Source organism: Acinetobacter sp. YH16032, assembly GCF_013417345.1.
Classification (GTDB): Bacteria; Pseudomonadota; Gammaproteobacteria; order Pseudomonadales; family Moraxellaceae; genus Acinetobacter.
The window spans coordinates 173,680-193,638 of record NZ_VPEE01000001.1; the positions used below are offsets into that span (position 1 = coordinate 173,680).

Consider the following 19,959-nt stretch of genomic DNA (forward strand, 5'->3'; position numbering starts at 1 on the left):
GGTTGCTTTTTTTAAGTAAAGTCATTAAATCAATTTTACTCTTGTACCCATGGCAGATTGTGAAAGCGCCAACCATTATAAGTACCACGATGGGAGTTAGGGTCTAAATCACCTTCAAAACCTTGATCGATATTGTATACGTTCGTGAAACCAGCGTTATACGCCACACTCGCTGCTGCTGCAGAGCGCTTTCCACTACGGCACATGAGCAAAATGATGTCATATGCATTAACAAAAGATTGTAACTTCTCTAAAAACTCAGGGTTACGTTCAAGTGAGATGCCTGTGAGCCAAGGAATATGTTCTGTATGTTCGACATAACCTACGAATTTTCGCTCTTCATGTGTTCTGACATCAATAATGATCGCTTGTTGGGATTGGAACAAAAGCCACGCATCTTGGGGTTTTAAAGAGCCTGCAAAGAGGAGTGTATGATCTTCTACATTTTTTTTTGCTTCAGATAAAATAAATTTAATTTTATCTTGATGAGCTTTATTTTCTGAGAGATTTATAAAATGATTCATGTAAGTATGCCTGAATGATTAAATCATCCGTTTATGGAAAACGGTGATTATTATAAGTTTTATCTATATTCTTTAAATAAATATAAAATTGATTGTTTATCTTATAAATTCATATTGAATGATTTTTGCACAACATGTACCGATTAAGTCGATATAAGTTTGGCGTACTCCTATGTGATGATTTGAGAACAATAATGACAGGTTACGGGGAATATATTTTCTTTGTCATATCTAGTGAATATTGGATAAATATCATAATCACAATGAAAAAATTGTGAAGTGGTATTGAAAAATGTATGAGCAGCACAAATATTATAATTATAATCTATCTTTATTTTTTAAATAATTGAAATATAAGAAAATAATTAAAAAACCGACTTGAAATATGACGCTTCTCACCCATTAACTAAGCAAGTACCAAATTTGTTGTGAGGAAAATAATAATGCGTTTTGAAAAATTTACAAATCGCTTACAGCAAGCCTTATCTGATGCGCAATCTTTAGCAATGGGCAAGGATCATACAGCGATTGAAGGCATCCATATACTATCGACCCTGCTTGAAGAGCCATCAAATATGAGTTTGTTGCAGCAGGCAGGGGCGAATTTACGAGAATTAAGCACAAAGTTGCAACAGGCGCTTGCTGATGCACCAACACTTGCTCATCCAACTGGTGATATTAATCTGAGTCCAGATGCGGTTAAAGCGCTTAACTTAGCAGATAGTTATGCACAAAAATCGGGTGATGAGTTTCTTTCAACAGATTGGGTGTTACTTGGTTTAGCAGAAACAGGTGCAACCAAAACTATTTTAAATGCGGTTGGTGTTCAATCCGCAGGTTTAAAAGCGGCGATAACTAAAGTTCGAGGTGATGAAAAAGTCATGAGTAACAATCATGAAGATCAACGTGATTCATTAAACAAATACACCATTGATCTCACTGAGCGAGCACTTTCTGGCAAGCTTGATCCAGTGATTGGGCGAGATGATGAAATTCGTCGAACAGTCCAAGTTTTATCACGCCGTACAAAAAATAATCCTGTTTTGATTGGTGAGCCGGGTGTTGGTAAAACTGCCATTGTTGAGGGTTTAGCACAGCGTATCGTCAATGGAGAAGTGCCTGAAAGTTTAAAAAATAAACGTGTCTTATCACTTGATCTTGGATCGCTTTTAGCTGGTGCAAAATATCGTGGTGAATTTGAAGAGCGCTTAAAAGCAGTATTAAAAGATCTTGCTAAACATGATGGTGAAATTATTCTGTTTATCGATGAGTTGCACACTCTAGTCGGTGCAGGTAAAGGCGACGGTGCAATGGATGCAGGTAACATGTTGAAACCTGCTTTAGCACGCGGAGAATTACGTTGTGTAGGTGCTACAACTTTAGATGAATATCGACAATTCATTGAAAAAGATGCAGCACTTGAGCGTCGTTTCCAAAAAGTATTGGTTGATGAGCCAAGTGTTGAAGACACGATTGCGATTTTACGTGGATTAAAAGAGCGCTATGAAGTACATCATGGTGTTAAAATCTTAGATTCTGCCATCATTGCTGCAGCTAAAATGTCGCATCGATACATTACAGATCGTCAACTACCAGATAAAGCGATTGATTTGATTGATGAGGCAGCATCTCGAATTAAGATGGAGCTTGATTCAAAACCTGAGTCTCTAGATAAATTAGAGCGTCGTCTTATTCAACTGAAATTACAGCTTGAGGCTGTAAAAAAAGATGAAGATGCAGGAAGTAAAGCTGAAGTTTCACACTTAGAAAAACAAATTGCTGAAGTAGAGAAGGAATACAGCGATCTTGAAGAAGTGTGGATTTCAGAAAAGCGTTTGGTGCAAGGCGATCAACAAACTCAGGCTGAGCTTGATCAAGCACGTATCGCGATGCAAAAGGCACAACGTGAAAATGATCTAGCTGAAATGGCTCGGCTTCAATACGGTGTTATTCCTGATTTGGAGAAACGACTCAGTGAAGAAGCATCTGAAGAGAAAGTTGAACCTAAATTATTGCGTAATAAAGTGACGGACAATGAAATTGCCGAAGTTGTAAGTGCAGCAACAGGAATTCCTGTAGCAAAAATGCTACAGGGTGAGCGTGAAAAATTACTCAGTATGGAAACATTTTTACATAACCGTGTCGTAGGCCAAGATGAAGCGGTAGTTGCAGTTTCTAATGCTGTACGACGCTCACGTGCTGGACTTTCAGATCCAAATCGACCAAGTGGTTCATTCTTATTTTTAGGTCCAACAGGTGTCGGTAAAACTGAGTTAACCAAAGCTTTAGCAAACTTCTTGTTTGACAGTGACGATGCCATGATCCGTATCGATATGTCTGAATTTATGGAGAAACATTCTGTTAGTCGTTTGGTGGGAGCACCTCCTGGTTATGTTGGTTATGAAGAGGGTGGTGTGCTAACTGAAGCAGTACGCCGTAAGCCTTATAGCGTGGTGTTATTTGATGAAGTAGAGAAGGCTCATCCAGATGTGTTTAATATTCTGCTTCAGGTGCTTGATGATGGTCGATTGACTGATTCTCAAGGACGTGTGGTTGATTTTAAAAATACAGTAATTGTCATGACGTCAAACTTGGGTTCAAATGAAGTGCGTGAATTAGGTGATATGGCGACAGAGCAAGATGTACGCAGTGTTGTGATGGCTGCTGTTTCAGAGCACTTTAGACCAGAGTTTATCAACCGAATTGATGAGCTTGTGATCTTCCATGCGCTGAAAAAATCACAGATTCGAGGAATTGCGGATATTCAGTTGGATCGTTTACGTGCTCGTTTGGCTGATCGTGATTTAAGTTTAACTGTGGATGATACTGCTTTTGATGAATTAATCGAAGCTGGTTATGACCCAACCTATGGGGCTAGACCACTTAAACGCGCTATACAACAAAAGGTAGAAAATACATTGGCTCAAAAAATCTTGGCAGGAGATTTTTTGCCAGGAGATACAATTGTTATACAAAGTACTGATGGAAATTTGAGTTTTAGTAAACTTAAATTAAATTAGAATTTAATAAACAAACTTAGAAAACCTGAATTCGTTCAGGTTTTTTTTCATTTAAGTGATTTAAAAATAATAAATTTATTTTTTAATAAAATTGCTACTCAAATCTATTAAGTATAAGATTGCACTCAATATTTTTGTGAAAAAATGTTTAATTTGTTTATTGATTCACAAAAGGAATTCATTGTTTAGCTTAATGGGATCAATATGCTAGAATTAAAACGACTCCGAAAATTAAAAAAAGAACCTTATAGTGAGTTTGTTAAGGTAAAAGATTTAAAACCTCGTGATATTGAAAAGATGTTCAATATTTACAGTAACTATTATTCAAATACAGTCTTTGAAATTTTTGAAAGAGACCTTCTGGAAAAGACTGGTGTGTTTATCATTCGAGAACCCAAAAAAGATTTTTTAGTGGGTTTCTCAACTGTAATGGAGCGAAATTTTACCGTGAACGGTAAAACTGCCCATGCTTTTTTTAGTGGTGATACCATTATTGAGGAGGCGTATTGGGGTAGTCGAGCATTACAACGTGCGATGTTCCGTTATGTAATGACCTTCAAATTACGTCATACGGGTGTACCGATCTATTGGATGCTGATCTCAAAGGGCTTTAAGACCTACTTACTTCTTGCAAATAATTATTATCACTATTATCCAAATCCAGAAAATAAAGATGAATATTTAAAAGATTATGTTGAAGCATATTGTCGTGAGTATTTTGCAGAATACTATGATGATGAATCAAAGCTGATTGATTTTGGAGAAAACTATCAGTGTCTGAAACCTGATGTGGCCCCAATAACAGAAGAAATGCGCCAGAAAAATCGTAAAATCGAGTTTTTTGAGGAATGCAATCCATCTTGGGTTCAAGGTACTGAATTGCCGTGTATTGGTGAGCTGCGTTGGGTTGATATTTTGCAAACAGCGGTAAGGTTTGTGAAAAAATCATCGCTCAAAAAAAATAAGTTGAATCTGAATAAAGATAAATTATCTAAATCGGCTCAAACCAAAGATCAAGATCAAGATTCTAAGGTGGCCTAATGTCTGTGATATTTGCAGCTCATCAAGTTTTAAATTTGGCCTGTAAAAAATCATTTAAAGACTTTTATCAATACGCTGATCAATTGGAAAAAGTTCAGCGTGATAAATTAAAAGTTATATGTGATGATCCAAAGATGGAATATGAGTCGTTTGCTCAACATTTTCCAGTAACACGTTATGCTGATTGGAAGCAGAAAGTTGAAGCATCACGTAATCAAGGAGTAAATTTACTTAATAAAAGTAAAATTATCCGATTCCAGCCTACAAGTGGTTCAAGTGAAGCACTCAAATTTATTCCATATACCCAACAATTTTTAGGTGAAATAGATCAGGCGATTGGTTTATGGCTCACGAGTTTATATCGTCGTTATCCTGAACTAAAACGTACAACACACTATTGGTCTGTATCTTGGTTGCCTGAAAGCCAGCGTCAACTGACGACCACTCATAATTTAAATGATGATAGTGCCTTACTTTCTTTTTCAAAACGAATTTTAACTCAAATTACGCAGGCCGTGCCTGCTGACATTGCTTTGGCAGAAACTGCTGAAGATGCGATGTTCGCTACGGCTGTATATTTAGTCAGAGATGAAAATCTCGGCATGATTTCAGTGTGGAGCCCAACTTTTGCACTGCAACTGATCGAAATTATCCAAGAAAATAAGAGTGAAATCGTTGAGGTTTTATCGACTGGTCAGTGGAGTCGTCAAAGCTTAGATTTTTTAAAAATCAAAAAATCAGTAAAACGTAGCCAGATTCTAGAACGATTAGATTTGGAAGATCCGACTTGTTGGAAAAAATTGTGGCCAAAGCTATTTTTAATTTCATCTTGGGATACCGCAAGCGCACAGCACTGGGCACAAATTTTAAAAACCAAAATTAAGGGTGTAAGTTTTGAAGGTAAAGGGCTTTGGGCCACTGAAGGGGTAGTGACTATACCTTTAGATGATCATTATCCCTTGATGTATCAAGCTCATTTTTATGAGTTTCAAGATTTAGATACTCAGCAAATTTACCCTGCTTGGCAGCTTAAACCAGGTCAAATTGTGAGTCCGATTATTACGACAGGGTCTGGCCTAAAACGCTACATTATTGATGATGAATTATTGGTTGATTCTTTTTATCAGGGCATTCCGTGCTTTAAATTTCTTGGTCGAAAGATGACAGTTGATTTGGTCGGAGAAAAGATTGATCAATCTGTTGCTTTGAGTGTGATCGATACATTTAAACAAAACGGTTTTTTACCCATTAGTTTACTCGGAATAGAACAGACTGAATCGAAACCTTATTATGTTTTGCTTTCTGAGGGTAGTGTGAGTGGGCAGCCGTCCGATCAACAGTTAGATCAATTGCTAAAACAAAATTTTCACTATGAATTGGCACGTAATTTAGGGCAATTAGATGGAGCACGCGTGATGCATGTGGAAGATGCATGGCATGAATATAAGACAATCGCAATGCGCAATGGCATGATTGAGGGGAATATCAAGCCAGAACCGTTGAAGAAAATGAAATTTATTTAAGAATTTAAAAATGACAGAGCAAAATTTACTATATCGATCAAAAAACTCGCCTGAATTTTATCTACGTTATGCTGCGGAGCAAGATGATCCTCAATTGATTGAGTTGATTTCTGAAAGTATGCCGAGTAATTGTATGGTGATTTCATTTGAGCGGAAACCGAGTTATTTTCGGGCTACACATGCACAATATAATAAGCCTGAAATTTTGGTTGTCGTACATCAAGATCAGCCTGATCAAATTATTGCCATGATGAACATCGGTTGGAAATCGTATTGGATCAATGGCGTCACTGAACAATTACGCTATGTATCAGATTTACGAATCAAACTTACAGCTCGGGGTAAAAAAGCGTTTAATGTATTTATGGAATACATTTTTGAATGTTTCCCTCGTGAAATTATCTTTCAAAGTGTGATTTTAGAAGATAATAAAGTAGCTCGTAATATGATGCATCGTGAAAGAGAAGGATACGCTTTACCTTATATCTTTGATTCGATGACCACTTTTACCATTTCTAAGGTGCCTAAGTTTAAGCATTCTGCTGAACTTCGACTTGAAACAATGACCATAGATAAGATTGATGCGGTCAATGGTTTTATACAAGAAATGGCGTCCCATTATAATTTTTTACCTGATTATGACTTTAAAGTGTTATTGGAAGCTAATCATCCTTTTTGGTATGGGTTGAGGTTAGAAGACTTTCATTTAGTGCTCAATTCAGATCATAAAATCGTAGGTTTATTTGGTTTATGGGATCAAAAAGATTTCAAACAAACTAAAGTGGCGAGTTATTCTACAACGTTAAAACTGTTAAAACCTGTCTATAACACTTATGCTCGTATTACTGGACAGTTAACGCTTCCCGAAGAAGGGCAATCCTTTGATTATCTCATGACGCATAGTTTCCTCTGTGATCCAAGTGCGTTAGACGTACTAAAGTTTATGCTGACCAATGTCAACACATTAGTGAAGGCTCAGGGTAAAACATCATTTTGTGTGACAGTTGTTGAGAATGATCCACGTAAGCAAGTTCTAGAGCAGTGTTCATCACATAAAATGAAAGCAGTTCACACGCTTCATAGTTATGAAAGTAAACCCTATGACGTGATTGATCGTTCTAAATACTCTTACTTTGAAGTGAGTCGTATTTAAGAATATAGTGCGTTCATCGGAATGCGGGTGAACGTACTTGATTAGCTGTAATTAATAAATATATAAATAAAATTACAATAATAATTCTCGAGATAAAAAATGGAATTTATAAGTGTTACTTTTCGACGGTCAATTTTAATTTCTAGCATGCTGATGTGTGGTTTCCAATGGGCAACTGCACAGCAATTAGATGAATCTGAACTCATCGAACAGCAAGTGATTGATCAGAATTTGAATGAAAATTTAGTGCAAGAATTAAAAAAAGAAGTATCACAGAGCGCTGAGGTACAAATACAAAATCAACAACATTTGGCTCAGACTCAAGCAGAAGAATTTAATCAGAAGCAATTGGTTTCAAATGCGGTTTCTGATTTTGAGTTGACCAAAAAAGCAGATCCTGATCAGATTAGCAAAACCATTAAACCACTGACGTATTATCCTTATGATACGCTACCACGTACTGTCTATGTTTCCACAGATCCAACCATTATTGTGACAAAGGAATATTCACCTTCAAAAAATTTAAGAAAATAAAAAAGGGCAAACGAATTGCCCTGTTTTTTATTAGTCAAGCTCTCAAATCATTAGGCTTGAAGATGTCTAATTTTCCATGAACGGTGAATTTTAGTATTACGTTTAAAGTCTAGACCAATTGTTTCATGGGTGAGTTCTTCAATGTCATAAAATGCTTTGATTTCGTCGTCTAATTCAAAACCACGATAGTTATTTGAGAAATACAGTGTACCACCAGTGGTTAAACGATTCATTGCACGCTTAATCAGGGATAAGTGATCACGTTGAACGTCAAACGTACCATGGAATTTTTTAGAGTTCGAGAACGTTGGCGGATCGATAAAGATTAAGTCATATTGTTCATGACCTTCTTTTAACCATTCAAAACAATCACTGGCAAAGAACTGGTGTTGTTGGTCAGCATGATCAACAGTTAAACCATTTAAGACAAAGTTTTCTTTAGACCAGTTCAAATAAGTATTTGAAAGGTCGACACTGGTCGTGCTCGCAGCACCACCTAACGCAGCATGTAAACTTGCAGTTGAGGTATAACTATATAGATTAAGGAAATGTTTACCTTTCGCTTCAGCAGCGATGCGTAAGCGAATTTGGCGATGATCGAGGAAAAGACCAGTATCCAAATAATCTGTGAGGTTAACCAAGATTTTCGCTTTGCCTTCTTGAACGATAAAGCGTTTAGAGGCAGTACTTTGTTTGGTGTATTGGTTTTTACCTTCCTGACGAGCACGAGTCTTGATAAAAATGGCATCACGGCCCAAACCTGTGACAGCACGGATTGCTTGTAAAGCAAGATTAAAACGTTTTTTCGCTTTTTCTGGATCGATTGATTTTGGTGGGGCATATTCTTGAACATGCAGTCGGTCACCATATAGATCTACAGCGACATTAAAGTCTGGTAAATCAGCATCATAAATTCGTAAACAATAGATATTTTCTTTCACTGCCCATTTTTTCAAATTCTGCATATTCTTTTGCAGACGATTTGTAAAATCTTCGGCACCTTCAATTTTATCGAATTGAAGTGGTTGCCAATTGGCTAAGAAAGGTTGTGTCACAACAGGTGGCTTAATCTTACCCGAGCGAATATAAATAGGCAGCTTACCATTCATTAAGCGAAGCGTTTGAGTTTCGCTGAATGCCAACACGTCTGCTTGTTCAATTTGAGCTGCAATAACTGCGGCAGTTTGGTTGGCAAAGTTCTTTTGAAGTAAGCCAGATAGACCCAGATAGAATGAACGGCTAGAGCCTTTATCCCCAAGACGCTCACCATAAGGTGGGTTGGTGACAACGACCACAGATTTACCTTCTGCTTTAAAATCTGGCCAATCAGAAAGGGTGCGCTCTTCTATTTGAATTTGATCTAGCAATGCCTCAAATCCTGCAGCGCGGATATTATTTTTGGTTGCTTTTACTGCTTCCCAATCTGCGTCAAAGGCATAGAATTTTGGAAGCGGTTTTTCTAAGGCAACTTTGTGACGTTCCGCAGCTTCACCTTTAATTTGCATCCAAAGATCATGATCATGACCATTCCAGCCATTAAAGCCGAAACGACGAACCAAACCAGGCGCGCGGTCAGTTAACAGCATTAAAGCTTCAATAATGAATGTTCCTGAACCACACATTGGATCAAGAACAATATCTGGATTCTTTTCAATTAATTTTGCATGTTGAAGAATGGCTGCTGCTAAGTTTTCTTTGATCGGTGCATCAGTCATATAGTGGCGATAGCCACGTTTATGCAATGAATCGCCAGACAAATCTAAACAGAAAGTATGTTCTTTTTTACCAGCCAAAGCGTAAATGGTTATTTCTGGTTGTTTGATATCGATGCTTGGACGCTTACCGACAGCCTCCATGAAGGAATCTACGATACCGTCTTTTACACGTAATGTGGCGAATTGGCTATTGACCTTGATCTCACGTTCAACATGTAAACGCACAGCAAATGTACTTTGAGGTGCAAAAATAAGCGACCAGTCAAAACTATTTGCACCTTCATAGAGTTCTTCAGCTACATCGCGTGCATCGTGAGTAAATTCTACTTCAAATGTATGGATGGGCGTCAAAACACGTGATGCAAGACGAGACCACATACAAATGCGGTAGGCATCAGCCAATTGACCTTTGAAAACCAATCGCCCAGGGAAACGTTCAACGTTTTGTACTCCTAAACCTTCAATTTCTTCTTGAAGTAAGGTTTCAAGCCCATCTGCACAGGTAACCCAATATGTAGAAAGACGAGGTTTAGAATTCATGAACATTCCCAAAGACAAATAAAGCAATCGCGTATTTTAACTTATTTTTGATTTTAAAGCTGCTTTAATGCGTTGATCCAACCATTTTAAAAATAATTTAAATTTAAAGATTGATTGAAACTGGTTGATATAGCCCCATAAAACTAAAAAACACTAAAAGATAAAAAATATGCTGGCTTTAATTTTCTCTATGTTTACCTTTTCATTATCGATGTCTATCTCTCCTGGACCTGTTAATTTAACTATTCTCAGTAGCAGTATGAACTTTGGTGTTCGAAAAACTTTTGCTTTTATTTCAGGTGCAACCATTGGATTTACTGCTTTACTTGCAGCAGTTTGCTTTGGTCTATATCAGATTATTTTAGCGTATCCGGTTCTTTTGGATGCTATTGCGCTGTTAGGAACGGCTCTATTGATTTGGATTAGCTGGAATATTTTAAGCGCTAAAGGCGAAAAAATTCGAACAGATCACCAAGATCTAGAGAAGATTCCAAATTTTACGCAAGGTGCGTTAATGCAGTGGCTGAATCCAAAAGCTTGGATTGCCGCCTTTTCAGGTACAGCCCTATTTTCAGCTTCAGAGAATAGTGTTTATTTAGCGCTTTTTGTTTTGATTTATTTTATGGTCTGCTATGTCTCTTTATGGCTTTGGGGATATGCAGGGGAAAAATTGGCTCAGTTTCTTAATGTGGGAAATCGAGCAAGAATTTTGAATAGGGTGATGGGAAGTCTTTTAATCGTGATTGCTATACAGATGTGTCTCACTCATTTTTTAACATATCCATAAAACTATGAGTGGATCATTTATTAAAAATTTCTATTTTTATAATCTAACTCAATATTTCAGGGAAATTTGATTGAACAGATGTATCAAAATAAAGATAAACAAGCTTTTATGTAGGAGTTAGGAGCCTAATTTTGAGGGAATTAGAAGATTTCAATGGAATACTTTTGGTTAAATTAAGTTTTTGAAAAATTTTATGAAACGTCATAAGTCGTGATTAAGTTAGATATTGATCAGCTGCAGTGTGGGTCACTGCCAAATCATTTTAGAATCTGTATAATACGTTGACTTAACGTATAAGGAATCTCTCATGCACTTCGCTGCATTGCATACACCGAGCCAGATTCAACTCAACCAAGATGGGAATCTCAAACACTTCCTCACCATCGAAGGCCTTTCAAAAGAAACTCTTACAAAAATATTGGACACTGCACAGTCCTTTTTTAATGACCAAAATCAGCTCATTACCAATAATATGCTTGAAGGCAAAACGGTAATGAACCTGTTTTTCGAAAATTCGACACGTACACGAACGACATTTGAAGCAGCGGCAAAACGTCTTTCTGCCAACGTGCTCAATATTGATATTGCTCGCTCAAGTACTTCTAAAGGCGAAACACTGAGAGATACACTGTGGAATTTAGAAGCAATGGCGGCCGATATCTTTGTTGTTCGACATTCTTCATCAGGTGCTGCACATTTTATTGCGAAGGATGTGTGTCCAACTGTTGCGATTATCAACGCGGGTGATGGACGTCATGCGCATCCAACACAAGCAATGTTGGATATGCTTACGATTCGCCGTGAAACCAATAAAAAATTTGAAGATATTTCCATTGCGATCATTGGGGATATTAAACATTCACGAGTTGCACGTTCTGATGTGGCTGCATTGCAAACATTAGGTTGTAAAGATATTCGTGTGATTGCGCCGAATACGTTACTTCCTTATGGCTTCGATGAATATGGTGAAGGTGTTCGCCTATTTAACAATATGGAAGCTGGGATTAAGGATTGTGATGTCATCATTACTTTACGTATTCAAAATGAACGTATCGATTCACCTGCATTATCTTCACAAGCTGAATTTTACAAAATGTATGGTTTGAACAAAGAGCGTTTGGCTTTGGCCAAACCTGATTGTATCGTGATGCATCCAGGGCCGATGAATCGTGGTGTTGAGATTGATTCAAGTATTGCAGATGGTCCTCAATCAGTGATTTTGAATCAGGTGACCAATGGTATTGCGGTGCGTATGGCAGTTCTCGCGCTGGCGATGCAGGGTCAGTTACAAGAACAAGGTTTAATTGAAGCAGTTGCGGTATAAGGAATCAGTCATGTCTATTGTTAAAGTCGAAAATGTACGCGTCCTAGATCCAATTGCTCAAACTGATCAAATAGAAACTATTTTTATTCAAGATGGAAAACGCATCGAAGCGACTTCAGATGTGCATGAAAGCATCGATGGGCAAGGCAAATGGTTGATGCCAACGATGGTTGATTTGTGTGCACGTTTACGAGAGCCAGGTCAACAACAACATGGAACGTTAAAATCTGAAGGTAAAGCAGCACGTGAAAATGGCATTTTACATGTATTTACCCCACCAGATTCAAAACCTATCGTTCAGGACAATGGCGCTTTAATTCATGGTCTTGTTGAAAAGGCCATGTTAGATGGCGGGATTTACCTTGAGGTGATAGGTGCACAAACACAAGGGCTTCAAGGAAATCAACCAGCCAACATGGCGGGTTTAAAAAAGGGTGGTTGTACTGCTGTATCAAATGCAAATGCACCTTTTGCGAATGACGATGTGGTGCTTCGTACGCTTGAATATGCTGCAGGTTTGAATTTAACTGTCGTATTCTATGCTGAAGAGCCTCAAATTGCGAAAGATGGCTGTGTGCATGAAGGCTTTATTGCTTCACGCCAAGGTTTACCAATGATTCCTGCTTTGGCAGAAACGGTCGCGATCGCAAAATATCTATTAATGATAGAGGCGACAAAAGTCCGCGCACACTTCGGATTACTGTCTTGTGGTGCTTCGGTTGAGTTAATACGTATCGCGAAGGAAAAAGGAATGCCAGTCACGTGTGATGTTGCAATGCATCAGTTACATCTTACGGAATCTTTAATTGATGGATTCAATTCCTTGGCACATGTACGTCCACCTTTGCGTTCAGAATCTGACAAAGAGTTACTTCGTCAGGGGGTAAAATCCGGAGTGATTGACGCGATTTGTACGCATCATGAACCACTCAGTAGTTCTGCAAAAATGGCACCTTTTGCAGAGACTTTGCCAGGTTTTACTGCGTTTGACTCGTATGTTCCTTTTGGAATCAAATTGATTGAAGAAGGTTTATTTAGTCCATTAGAGTGGGTTGAAAAAGTAACGAGTGCGCCAGCTGCTGTCGCACAAATGACTGAGACATGGAAAGCACAGGCTGGATGGGTGCTGGTTGATCCAGATTTGGAATGGACACTTGATAAATCTTCTATTATTTCTCAAGGTAAAAATACACCGTTGATTAATCAAAAAGTCAAAGGTAAGGTAATTCGTACTTTCATAAAATAATGTGAATTCAATCATTTAAAGGTCGATTAATATCGGCCTTTTTTATTATGGATGATTGAATAATTCATGATTCAGTATATTTTATGAAGATCTGTATTTTTAATAAAATTTAACTGAGAGCTTCAAGAAGAATAAAAAAAACCAATAAGGTTTGGTATTAAGAGCTTGAGCATGATTGGGGGAGTAGCATGAAACTTCAGATGAAAACATTGACCACATTGTGTATGGTTGGTGTGTTGTCAGGATGCCAACAAGTGTATTCAATCATGTATGCTTTTAATCGTTGTGATCAACCTGAAGTGCAATTAAAACTCGAACAAGTCATCCATAAAGACATCGCGAATATCTCAGCGACTCAACTCAAAAGTATTATAGAAAATGATCAAGTTATTATAGATAGTCAACTCTTACAGCGTAGTTTGAAACCAGTTCAATTTAAAATTGAAAACATTGATAAAATAAAGAAAATGAGATCCTCTGATCAGACGATGTGTACAGCAAGAGTCACTGCTGAACTACCATCAAATTATCTGACGGATGCTGATGTATCGCGCGCATTAAATCGAGAGTCAAATGTTTTAGAATCAGCTGCACTTTCTCAATTAAACTTTGAGAACAATCAGATTTCTACTGAGTTAAATTATAGTGTACGAATTTCAGAGCATGAAGTAACTGTACAATTGGTGAATGCACTACATTTCACCAGTTTTATGCAAAAAGTTCTAATAGATGCCCATTTAAAACCTTCACGTTTGACGGCTTTAGCGTTAGATCGTCAAAAGAAACAAGCACTTTTAAATCACCAAAATAAAACCTCAGATGATTATCAATCCATTCTTATTGCTGAAGCACAACTTAAATTAGATCAAGCCAATGAAGATCTAAATTCTGTATGGAGTAGAGCTTCACTTCAAGCACGCCAAAAAATACAATACGAGCAAGAACTGTGGGCAAAAAAGCGTAATTTAGAATGCAAATTAAATAGTGAAGGCGCCGATAATCCTGAAGTCTTTCGATTGAATTGCGAAACAAATATGGCGATTAGTCGAACATCTGAATTACAGCAAAAAATTTTCACTCTAAGTTAGGCATTGATTAAACAGGGTTGTTGAGCATTAGCTTTTACGCATCAAATTTTAAAAAAATAAAAATGTGATGGAGTTGTTGTTTTTAATTTGATTAAATATGTCAAAATTATAAATATGCGGTATAAAAAATGACGTATAAGATTAAATTGGCTTTGATTATCTCTACCATCTTCGTTGCAGGTTGTGATCTGAATAAGAAAAGCAAAGACACCTCATAGAATGTAGAAATTGCTGATTGGAGTTGTACTTCTCCTACGAATGTCAAAGAAATTGAACGCTTTGCGCAACAGGAATATAACAACATTTTAGATCGTCGTTTAAAAGCAACACATCAGTATGAGTCAGATTTAAAATTACTTTCCCAAATCAACTCATCGCTTAGATTTGAACTGAAGTCGATTACAACAACGAATGATCCTTCAAATGCAACAAACAAACTGACGTGTTCAAGCCAGTTAGTTATCCACCTGCCGAAGGGGCTTCAACGTCGAGCTGAAAATGCATACCTTGAAAAACCTTGCGAATATGAATGTGAACATGACGAAGGTAGTTATACGCTCCAACATTGGATTAATGATGTTCATGGCAATATCAGTTATGGGCAAGATAAGCTCATAGGCACTTTGAATTATGAGATTACCAAGACAGATAAAGAAGGTTTAATGCTAAGTGTGCAACCTGATAATGCATTGTTAGATATTGCTGCAAGTATGACGAGATATGCTGTTCAATTTGAAGCATTTCGTAAAGCAAATCAGAATGAATCAAAAGCTTACGAAGAATATGAGGCAGTACAACAAAAACAAAAGGCCTTGGCACTCAAAGCCATGCAATTGAGAAAATCTGATTTAGATAAAGAGCAAGCACGAGCTGTCGAGCGACTTAATTTAACTTGGGATAATTTGAGCGGCGAACAAAAAGAACAGCTAAAGAGCGATCAAACTGAATGGTTCGAACGTCGTGATGTGGATTGTAAAGTGGTCTCTCAAAAGTCAATTGAAAGTATCCCAGAAAAAGAACGCGAAACTTATCAGCAACATTATCAATATTGGGACAATGAAATGAATCAAATAAATGTTGAGATGCAATATTCTAAATGTTTCATTCAAAAGACCAATGAGAGAATTGTGTACCTAAACAATGTGTTTAATTAATTCATTACAATATAGCAAAAGGGCGAATTGATTCGCCCTTTTTTTATCGGCATGCTTAGGTATACAGAATATATGTGGAAGCGATATGCGTATTAGTGTGATTGGAGCAGGGCGCGTAGCTCATCATTTGGCTCAGGTATTGAGTCAACATCATGAGATTGTCCAAGTGTTTAGTCGAGAGCAATCTAAAGCCAATTTGTTGGCGGCTTTAGTAAGAGCTAGACCATGCAATGCAATTGAAGATCTCGAAAACACCGTTGATATTGCATTATTGGTGGTGAGTGATAAGGCAATTGAAGAAGTTGCTGAAAAAGTTGCAAAACAGCTTCCTCAGGCTTTAATTGTACATACGTCTGGCAGTACCCATATCTCGAAAATCACGCAATATCATGAGCGTGCAGGTGTGTTCTATCCACTACAAACCTTTAGCTTTGAAAGTCAAATTGATTGGTTGAGTACGCCAATATTTGTTGAAGCGATGAGCGACCAGGATTTAGCATCCTTGACTCAAATGGCAAAAGAGTTGAGTCAAAAGGTTTATCAATATGACTCAACACAGCGCTTGAGTTTGCATTTAGCAGCTGTCTTCGCGTGTAACTTTACCAACTACTGCTATGATGTCGCTAAGCAGCTCGTAGATGCACAAAAAGTCGATTTTAATTTATTGTACCCATTGATTTTGGAAACTGCGAAAAAAGCGACCTTAAATCCCCCAAAACAGGTGCAAACTGGACCAGCGATGCGTGGTGATCAAAACATTATCCATATGCATCAAGAGATGCTGGCGCAGGCTGGACGTACGGATTTAAGCCAAGTGTATAGTGTGGTGAGTGATCAAATTTATAAAAGACAATCAGAATAAAAAAACAGGACTTAAGTCCTGTTTTTTTATTATTGAATCTTTTTAAATAAGAAGTCGTTAATTTTATGGCCTTCTTCAATTCCACGACGTTCAAACTTAGTTTGAGGACGCCAGTCAGGACGAGGATAGCTGTTACCTTTACCCGCCATATTTTCTAAACGAGGGCGGTTATCTAATACATCTAACATCCATTCTGCATAGGGTTCCCAATCGGTCGCAGCATGGAATGTTCCACTCATTTCAAGTTTTTCTTCAACTAAAGGCATACGATCGTGTGAGACGAAGCGACGTTTATGGTGACGTTTTTTCTGCCAAGGATCGGGGAAATAAAGTTGAATTGCATTGATACTGTTATCTGGCATTTCACGCAAAACTTGAATTGCATCCGCATCAAGTAAACGTAAGTTTGTCAAACCAGCCATACCCGCTTCATATACACATTGTGCAATGCCGGGAACATGTACTTCGATGCCGACATAATTGCGTTCAGGATTGGCTTTTGCCATAAGTACAAGAGAGCGCCCCATACCGAAACCGATTTCAACCGTCAATGGACGTTCAGGATGCTCAAATTGCTGACGTAAATCACCAACAGGATATTCCAAAATTAAGTGACCATATTGTTCAAGCGCAGTTCGTTGAGAAGTATTCAACGGAGATGAACGGCGCATAAATGTGACAATTTCGCGATGCTCGTTCAAGTTGTCTAATTCTACAACTTGCGGGTCTAATTGATCGTTCGACATAACTTTGGCAAATGAGAAAAAATTCGAATGCGGTATTTTAAGACCTGAGACTCCTAAGTCAAACCTTTTTCTACCTGAAAGCGCTACGTAGCTATCAATGATTTGTCGATCTATTCATGAACTTTTTCAAAATGTCATGAATTGTTCATCTACTTGTCATGCCTGTACACTAGGCTTGGAAAATAATATGAACAATGAATAAGACTTAAAATGAATAAAATAACGCTAAATAAATGGGTGTTCAATAAACTCACATTATCTTTCTGTTTGATCGGATTTAGTTCAACGCCGTATGCTGAACTCATGATCAGCCAGTATGTGGATGGTAATAACAACAAGAAAGGTATTGAACTATACAATCCAGATGGAGGTGTTGTTGATTTATCCGCGTATCAATTAAAAATATTTCCGAATGGTCTAACCACCGCGAATTTGACGGTCAAGCTGCAAGGAACTTTAACAGCTCAGCAGCACTTTTTAATTGGACATTCAAATTTAAAAACTGAATTGGGTGAAGCAGTTCAGCAAACTGCTAACCTATCATTCAATGGCGATGATGCAATTGTTCTCTATAAAAACAATGTGGCTGTCGACCGTTTTGGTGCGATTGGAATACAGCAAAACTGGGCAACCGGTTTAAGCTTTGAACGTACAAAGAAAACACATGATGTCGTTTCGATAGATCCATCTGCACCCTTTGAAATTCAAAAAGAGTGGGCTAAATGGTCGGATCGCAATGCTTTTAACCAGTATTTAGCGATTAGTACAAATGAACCAATAGAGCCATCTCCGACGACTCTAAGTTGTAACTCTGCGAATACATCTATCGCTGAACTCTCACAAGCAGCTAAGAATCAAAACTATACTGTGAAGGGGGTGATTACTGCGGATTATCGTTATGCGAATGGATTCTCAGGTTTCTATATCCAAACCCCTGATGCCAAAGCAAAACCCGATCTAACTAACGCGATTTTTGTATATGCTCCTGCTTCAAGTCCTATAAAAGGAGGAAAAGTCGGAGAAGAAGTCGTTCTTAAAGGTCGATTAACTGAATATCAAAATCAGTTACAGATTGATAATTTATCCGAAAATATTTTAACTTGTAATCAAGCGGCAAGCGCTTGGATAACGCCATTATCAATCGAGTTACCATTTGAGAGTTTAACTAACGCGTCAGGGCATGCGCCAAAGCGTTATCAAGGTATGTTGGTTAAAATCCCTCAAACATTAACGGTAAGTGAAAATTACAATTATGGTCGCTACGGACAACTGTCATTAAGTCTAGGACGTTTGTTTATGCCGACCAATATTTATCCAGCTAAATCAGCAGAAGCAACGGCATTGGCGCAAAAAAATCTTTTGTCCAAAATTGAACTTGATGACGGATATAATGCACAAAATTTAACGCCTACACTGCCAAGTCAGTTTAGTGCTTTAAATACTTTACGTGCAGGTGATCAGTTAAATGCTGTTGAGGGTATTCTAGAATATCGATTCAATTCTTGGCGTATTCAACCTGTACAAGGTCGTACTCAAATCCAAATTAAAGCGAATAACCCGCGGCCACCAATGATTCAGAAAAATTCAAACCAAACCCGTGTCGTGGCTTTCAATGTTTTGAACTATGATAATGGTTTAAATGGTTTTCCAACTGAGCGAGGTGCTAGCAGCAAAGCTGAGTTTGAGAAGCAACATGCCAAAATTGTCAGTGCAATGAAAGAAATCGATGCTGATGTATTTGGTTTAATGGAAATTGCGAATAATGGATATGGTGAAAATAGTGCCATTGCATATTTAACACGAGCACTTGGATCGGAGTGGAAATATATCACTCCGCCAAATTCAAATCGATTAGGTGATGATGCGATTGCTGTTGCGATTATTTACAACAGTAAGCGTGTAAAACCTGTTAACGCTGCTGCAGTGTTTGATGACCAGTCACAAAGAAATCGAGTGACGCTTGCTCAGAGTTTTCAATCATTGAATGGCGGTAAAATCTTTACGGTTATTCCGAATCATTTGAAGTCTAAAGGTAGTTGTCCTTCAAATGATCAATCTGCTGATGCGGATCAAGGTGATGGTCAGGGGTGTTGGAATGCGACACGAGTTAAAGCGGTACAACATCTCATGCAGTGGATTGCAAAGAATCCAACGCAAATTACAGGTCATCCGAATACGCTCTTGATTGGTGATTTAAATAGTTATGCAAAAGAAGATCCAATTTTGGCTTTAGAGCGTGCTAATTATACGAATGTACTGGCGGACAAAGTTGTAGGGCTCGGCGAACAGGCGTATACCTATGTATTTGGTGTCGACAGTAACAAAGCTGGATTTGGTGGAGCAGGTAATTTGGATCATGCTTTAGCTGATGCTTCGTTATTTCCTGCGGTTAAGCGTGCATTTGTATGGCACATTAACGCTGATGAGCCAACGAACCTAGATTATAACGAAGAATTTAAGACTACAGAGCAGAAGTCGCTCTTTTATGCTGATCATGCATTTAGATCATCTGATCATGATCCAGTGATTGTCGACTTAGAGCTTAACAGCTCAACAAATGCTGAGCAGCCACAGCGTGACACTAAGTCAGGTGGTGGTTCGTTGAACTTGCTATCCATTTTAGGATTAAGCCTGTTAGCCTTGGTTGGTTGGAGACGCAGAAATCATTCCTAAAACTTAGAAGTAAAAAAAAGAGCCATTTG

Annotated in this window: 15 protein-coding genes; 12 read left to right on the top strand and 3 right to left on the bottom strand. The window is 37.9% G+C overall.

The features are described 5' to 3' along the window. Positions 1-35: 35 nt before the first annotated feature. Entirely contained in the window at positions 36-524 is a 489-nt protein-coding gene (locus FTV32_RS00810; protein ID WP_180027589.1) for a rhodanese-like domain-containing protein, read from the bottom strand. Positions 525-967: 443 nt separating this feature from the next. On the opposite strand from FTV32_RS00810, the gene clpB reads away from it, so the two are divergent. The 5 genes from clpB to FTV32_RS00835 all read left to right on the top strand — a co-directional run bounded on the left by clpB (position 968) and on the right by FTV32_RS00835 (position 7,795). Continuing rightward, positions 968-3,544, top strand: coding sequence for an ATP-dependent chaperone ClpB (gene clpB, locus FTV32_RS00815; protein WP_180027590.1), 2,577 nt, complete (start codon positions 968-970; stop codon positions 3,542-3,544). 204 nt (positions 3,545-3,748) lie between these two features. Continuing rightward, a complete protein-coding gene (locus FTV32_RS00820; RefSeq protein WP_180027591.1) occupies positions 3,749-4,585 on the top strand; it encodes a hypothetical protein in 837 nt (278 codons plus the stop codon). Then, positions 4,585-6,108, top strand: a complete 1,524-nt coding sequence (locus FTV32_RS00825) for a GH3 auxin-responsive promoter family protein (protein ID WP_180027592.1) — start codon at positions 4,585-4,587, stop codon at positions 6,106-6,108. The genes FTV32_RS00820 and FTV32_RS00825 overlap by 1 nt, the downstream gene beginning before the upstream one ends. A 10-nt stretch (positions 6,109-6,118) precedes the next feature. Then, entirely contained in the window at positions 6,119-7,261 is a 1,143-nt protein-coding gene (locus tag FTV32_RS00830; protein ID WP_180027593.1) for a GNAT family N-acetyltransferase, read from the top strand. Positions 7,262-7,360: 99 nt separating this feature from the next. Beyond that, entirely contained in the window at positions 7,361-7,795 is a 435-nt protein-coding gene (locus tag FTV32_RS00835) for a hypothetical protein (protein ID WP_180027594.1), read from the top strand. 50 nt (positions 7,796-7,845) lie between these two features. On the opposite strand, the gene rlmKL is transcribed toward FTV32_RS00835, so the two are convergent. Continuing rightward, on the bottom strand, positions 7,846-10,050 hold the full coding sequence (gene rlmKL / locus FTV32_RS00840; protein ID WP_180027595.1) for a bifunctional 23S rRNA (guanine(2069)-N(7))-methyltransferase RlmK/23S rRNA (guanine(2445)-N(2))-methyltransferase RlmL: 2,205 nt from the start codon (positions 10,048-10,050) through the stop codon (positions 7,846-7,848). A gap of 169 nt (positions 10,051-10,219) precedes the next feature. Here rlmKL and FTV32_RS00845 point away from each other — a divergent pair, with 169 nt between their 5' ends. The 6 genes from FTV32_RS00845 (at position 10,220) to FTV32_RS00870 (ending at position 16,511) form a co-directional block, all read left to right on the top strand. Then, positions 10,220-10,837 (top strand): LysE family translocator, encoded by a 618-nt coding sequence (locus tag FTV32_RS00845; RefSeq protein ID WP_218947279.1) that lies wholly within the window; start codon positions 10,220-10,222, stop codon positions 10,835-10,837. 307 nt (positions 10,838-11,144) lie between these two features. After that, positions 11,145-12,161: an aspartate carbamoyltransferase catalytic subunit gene (locus FTV32_RS00850; RefSeq protein WP_092766128.1), complete on the top strand. Its 1,017-nt coding sequence runs from the start codon at positions 11,145-11,147 to the stop codon at positions 12,159-12,161. A 10-nt stretch (positions 12,162-12,171) separates the two neighbouring features. Next, a complete protein-coding gene (locus tag FTV32_RS00855) occupies positions 12,172-13,407 on the top strand; it encodes a dihydroorotase (RefSeq protein ID WP_180027596.1) in 1,236 nt (411 codons plus the stop codon). Between the two features lie 188 nt (positions 13,408-13,595). Beyond that, the gene (locus FTV32_RS00860) at positions 13,596-14,495 is read left to right on the top strand and encodes a lysozyme inhibitor LprI family protein (protein ID WP_180027597.1); all 900 of its coding nucleotides are present in this window, start codon (positions 13,596-13,598) and stop codon (positions 14,493-14,495) included. Between the two features lie 662 nt (positions 14,496-15,157). After that, the gene (locus FTV32_RS00865; RefSeq protein ID WP_180027598.1) at positions 15,158-15,649 is read left to right on the top strand and encodes a hypothetical protein; all 492 of its coding nucleotides are present in this window, start codon (positions 15,158-15,160) and stop codon (positions 15,647-15,649) included. 85 nt (positions 15,650-15,734) lie between these two features. Next, the gene (locus tag FTV32_RS00870; RefSeq protein WP_180027599.1) at positions 15,735-16,511 is read left to right on the top strand and encodes a Rossmann-like and DUF2520 domain-containing protein; all 777 of its coding nucleotides are present in this window, start codon (positions 15,735-15,737) and stop codon (positions 16,509-16,511) included. A 29-nt stretch (positions 16,512-16,540) separates the two neighbouring features. Here the strand turns inward: FTV32_RS00870 and trmB are convergent, their stop codons facing one another. After that, a complete protein-coding gene (gene trmB, locus FTV32_RS00875) occupies positions 16,541-17,257 on the bottom strand; it encodes a tRNA (guanosine(46)-N7)-methyltransferase TrmB (RefSeq protein WP_180027600.1) in 717 nt (238 codons plus the stop codon). A gap of 210 nt (positions 17,258-17,467) precedes the next feature. Here trmB and FTV32_RS00880 point away from each other — a divergent pair, with 210 nt between their 5' ends. Further along, the gene (locus FTV32_RS00880; RefSeq protein ID WP_180027601.1) at positions 17,468-19,930 is read left to right on the top strand and encodes an ExeM/NucH family extracellular endonuclease; all 2,463 of its coding nucleotides are present in this window, start codon (positions 17,468-17,470) and stop codon (positions 19,928-19,930) included. The last annotated feature ends 29 nt before the right edge of the window (positions 19,931-19,959 follow it).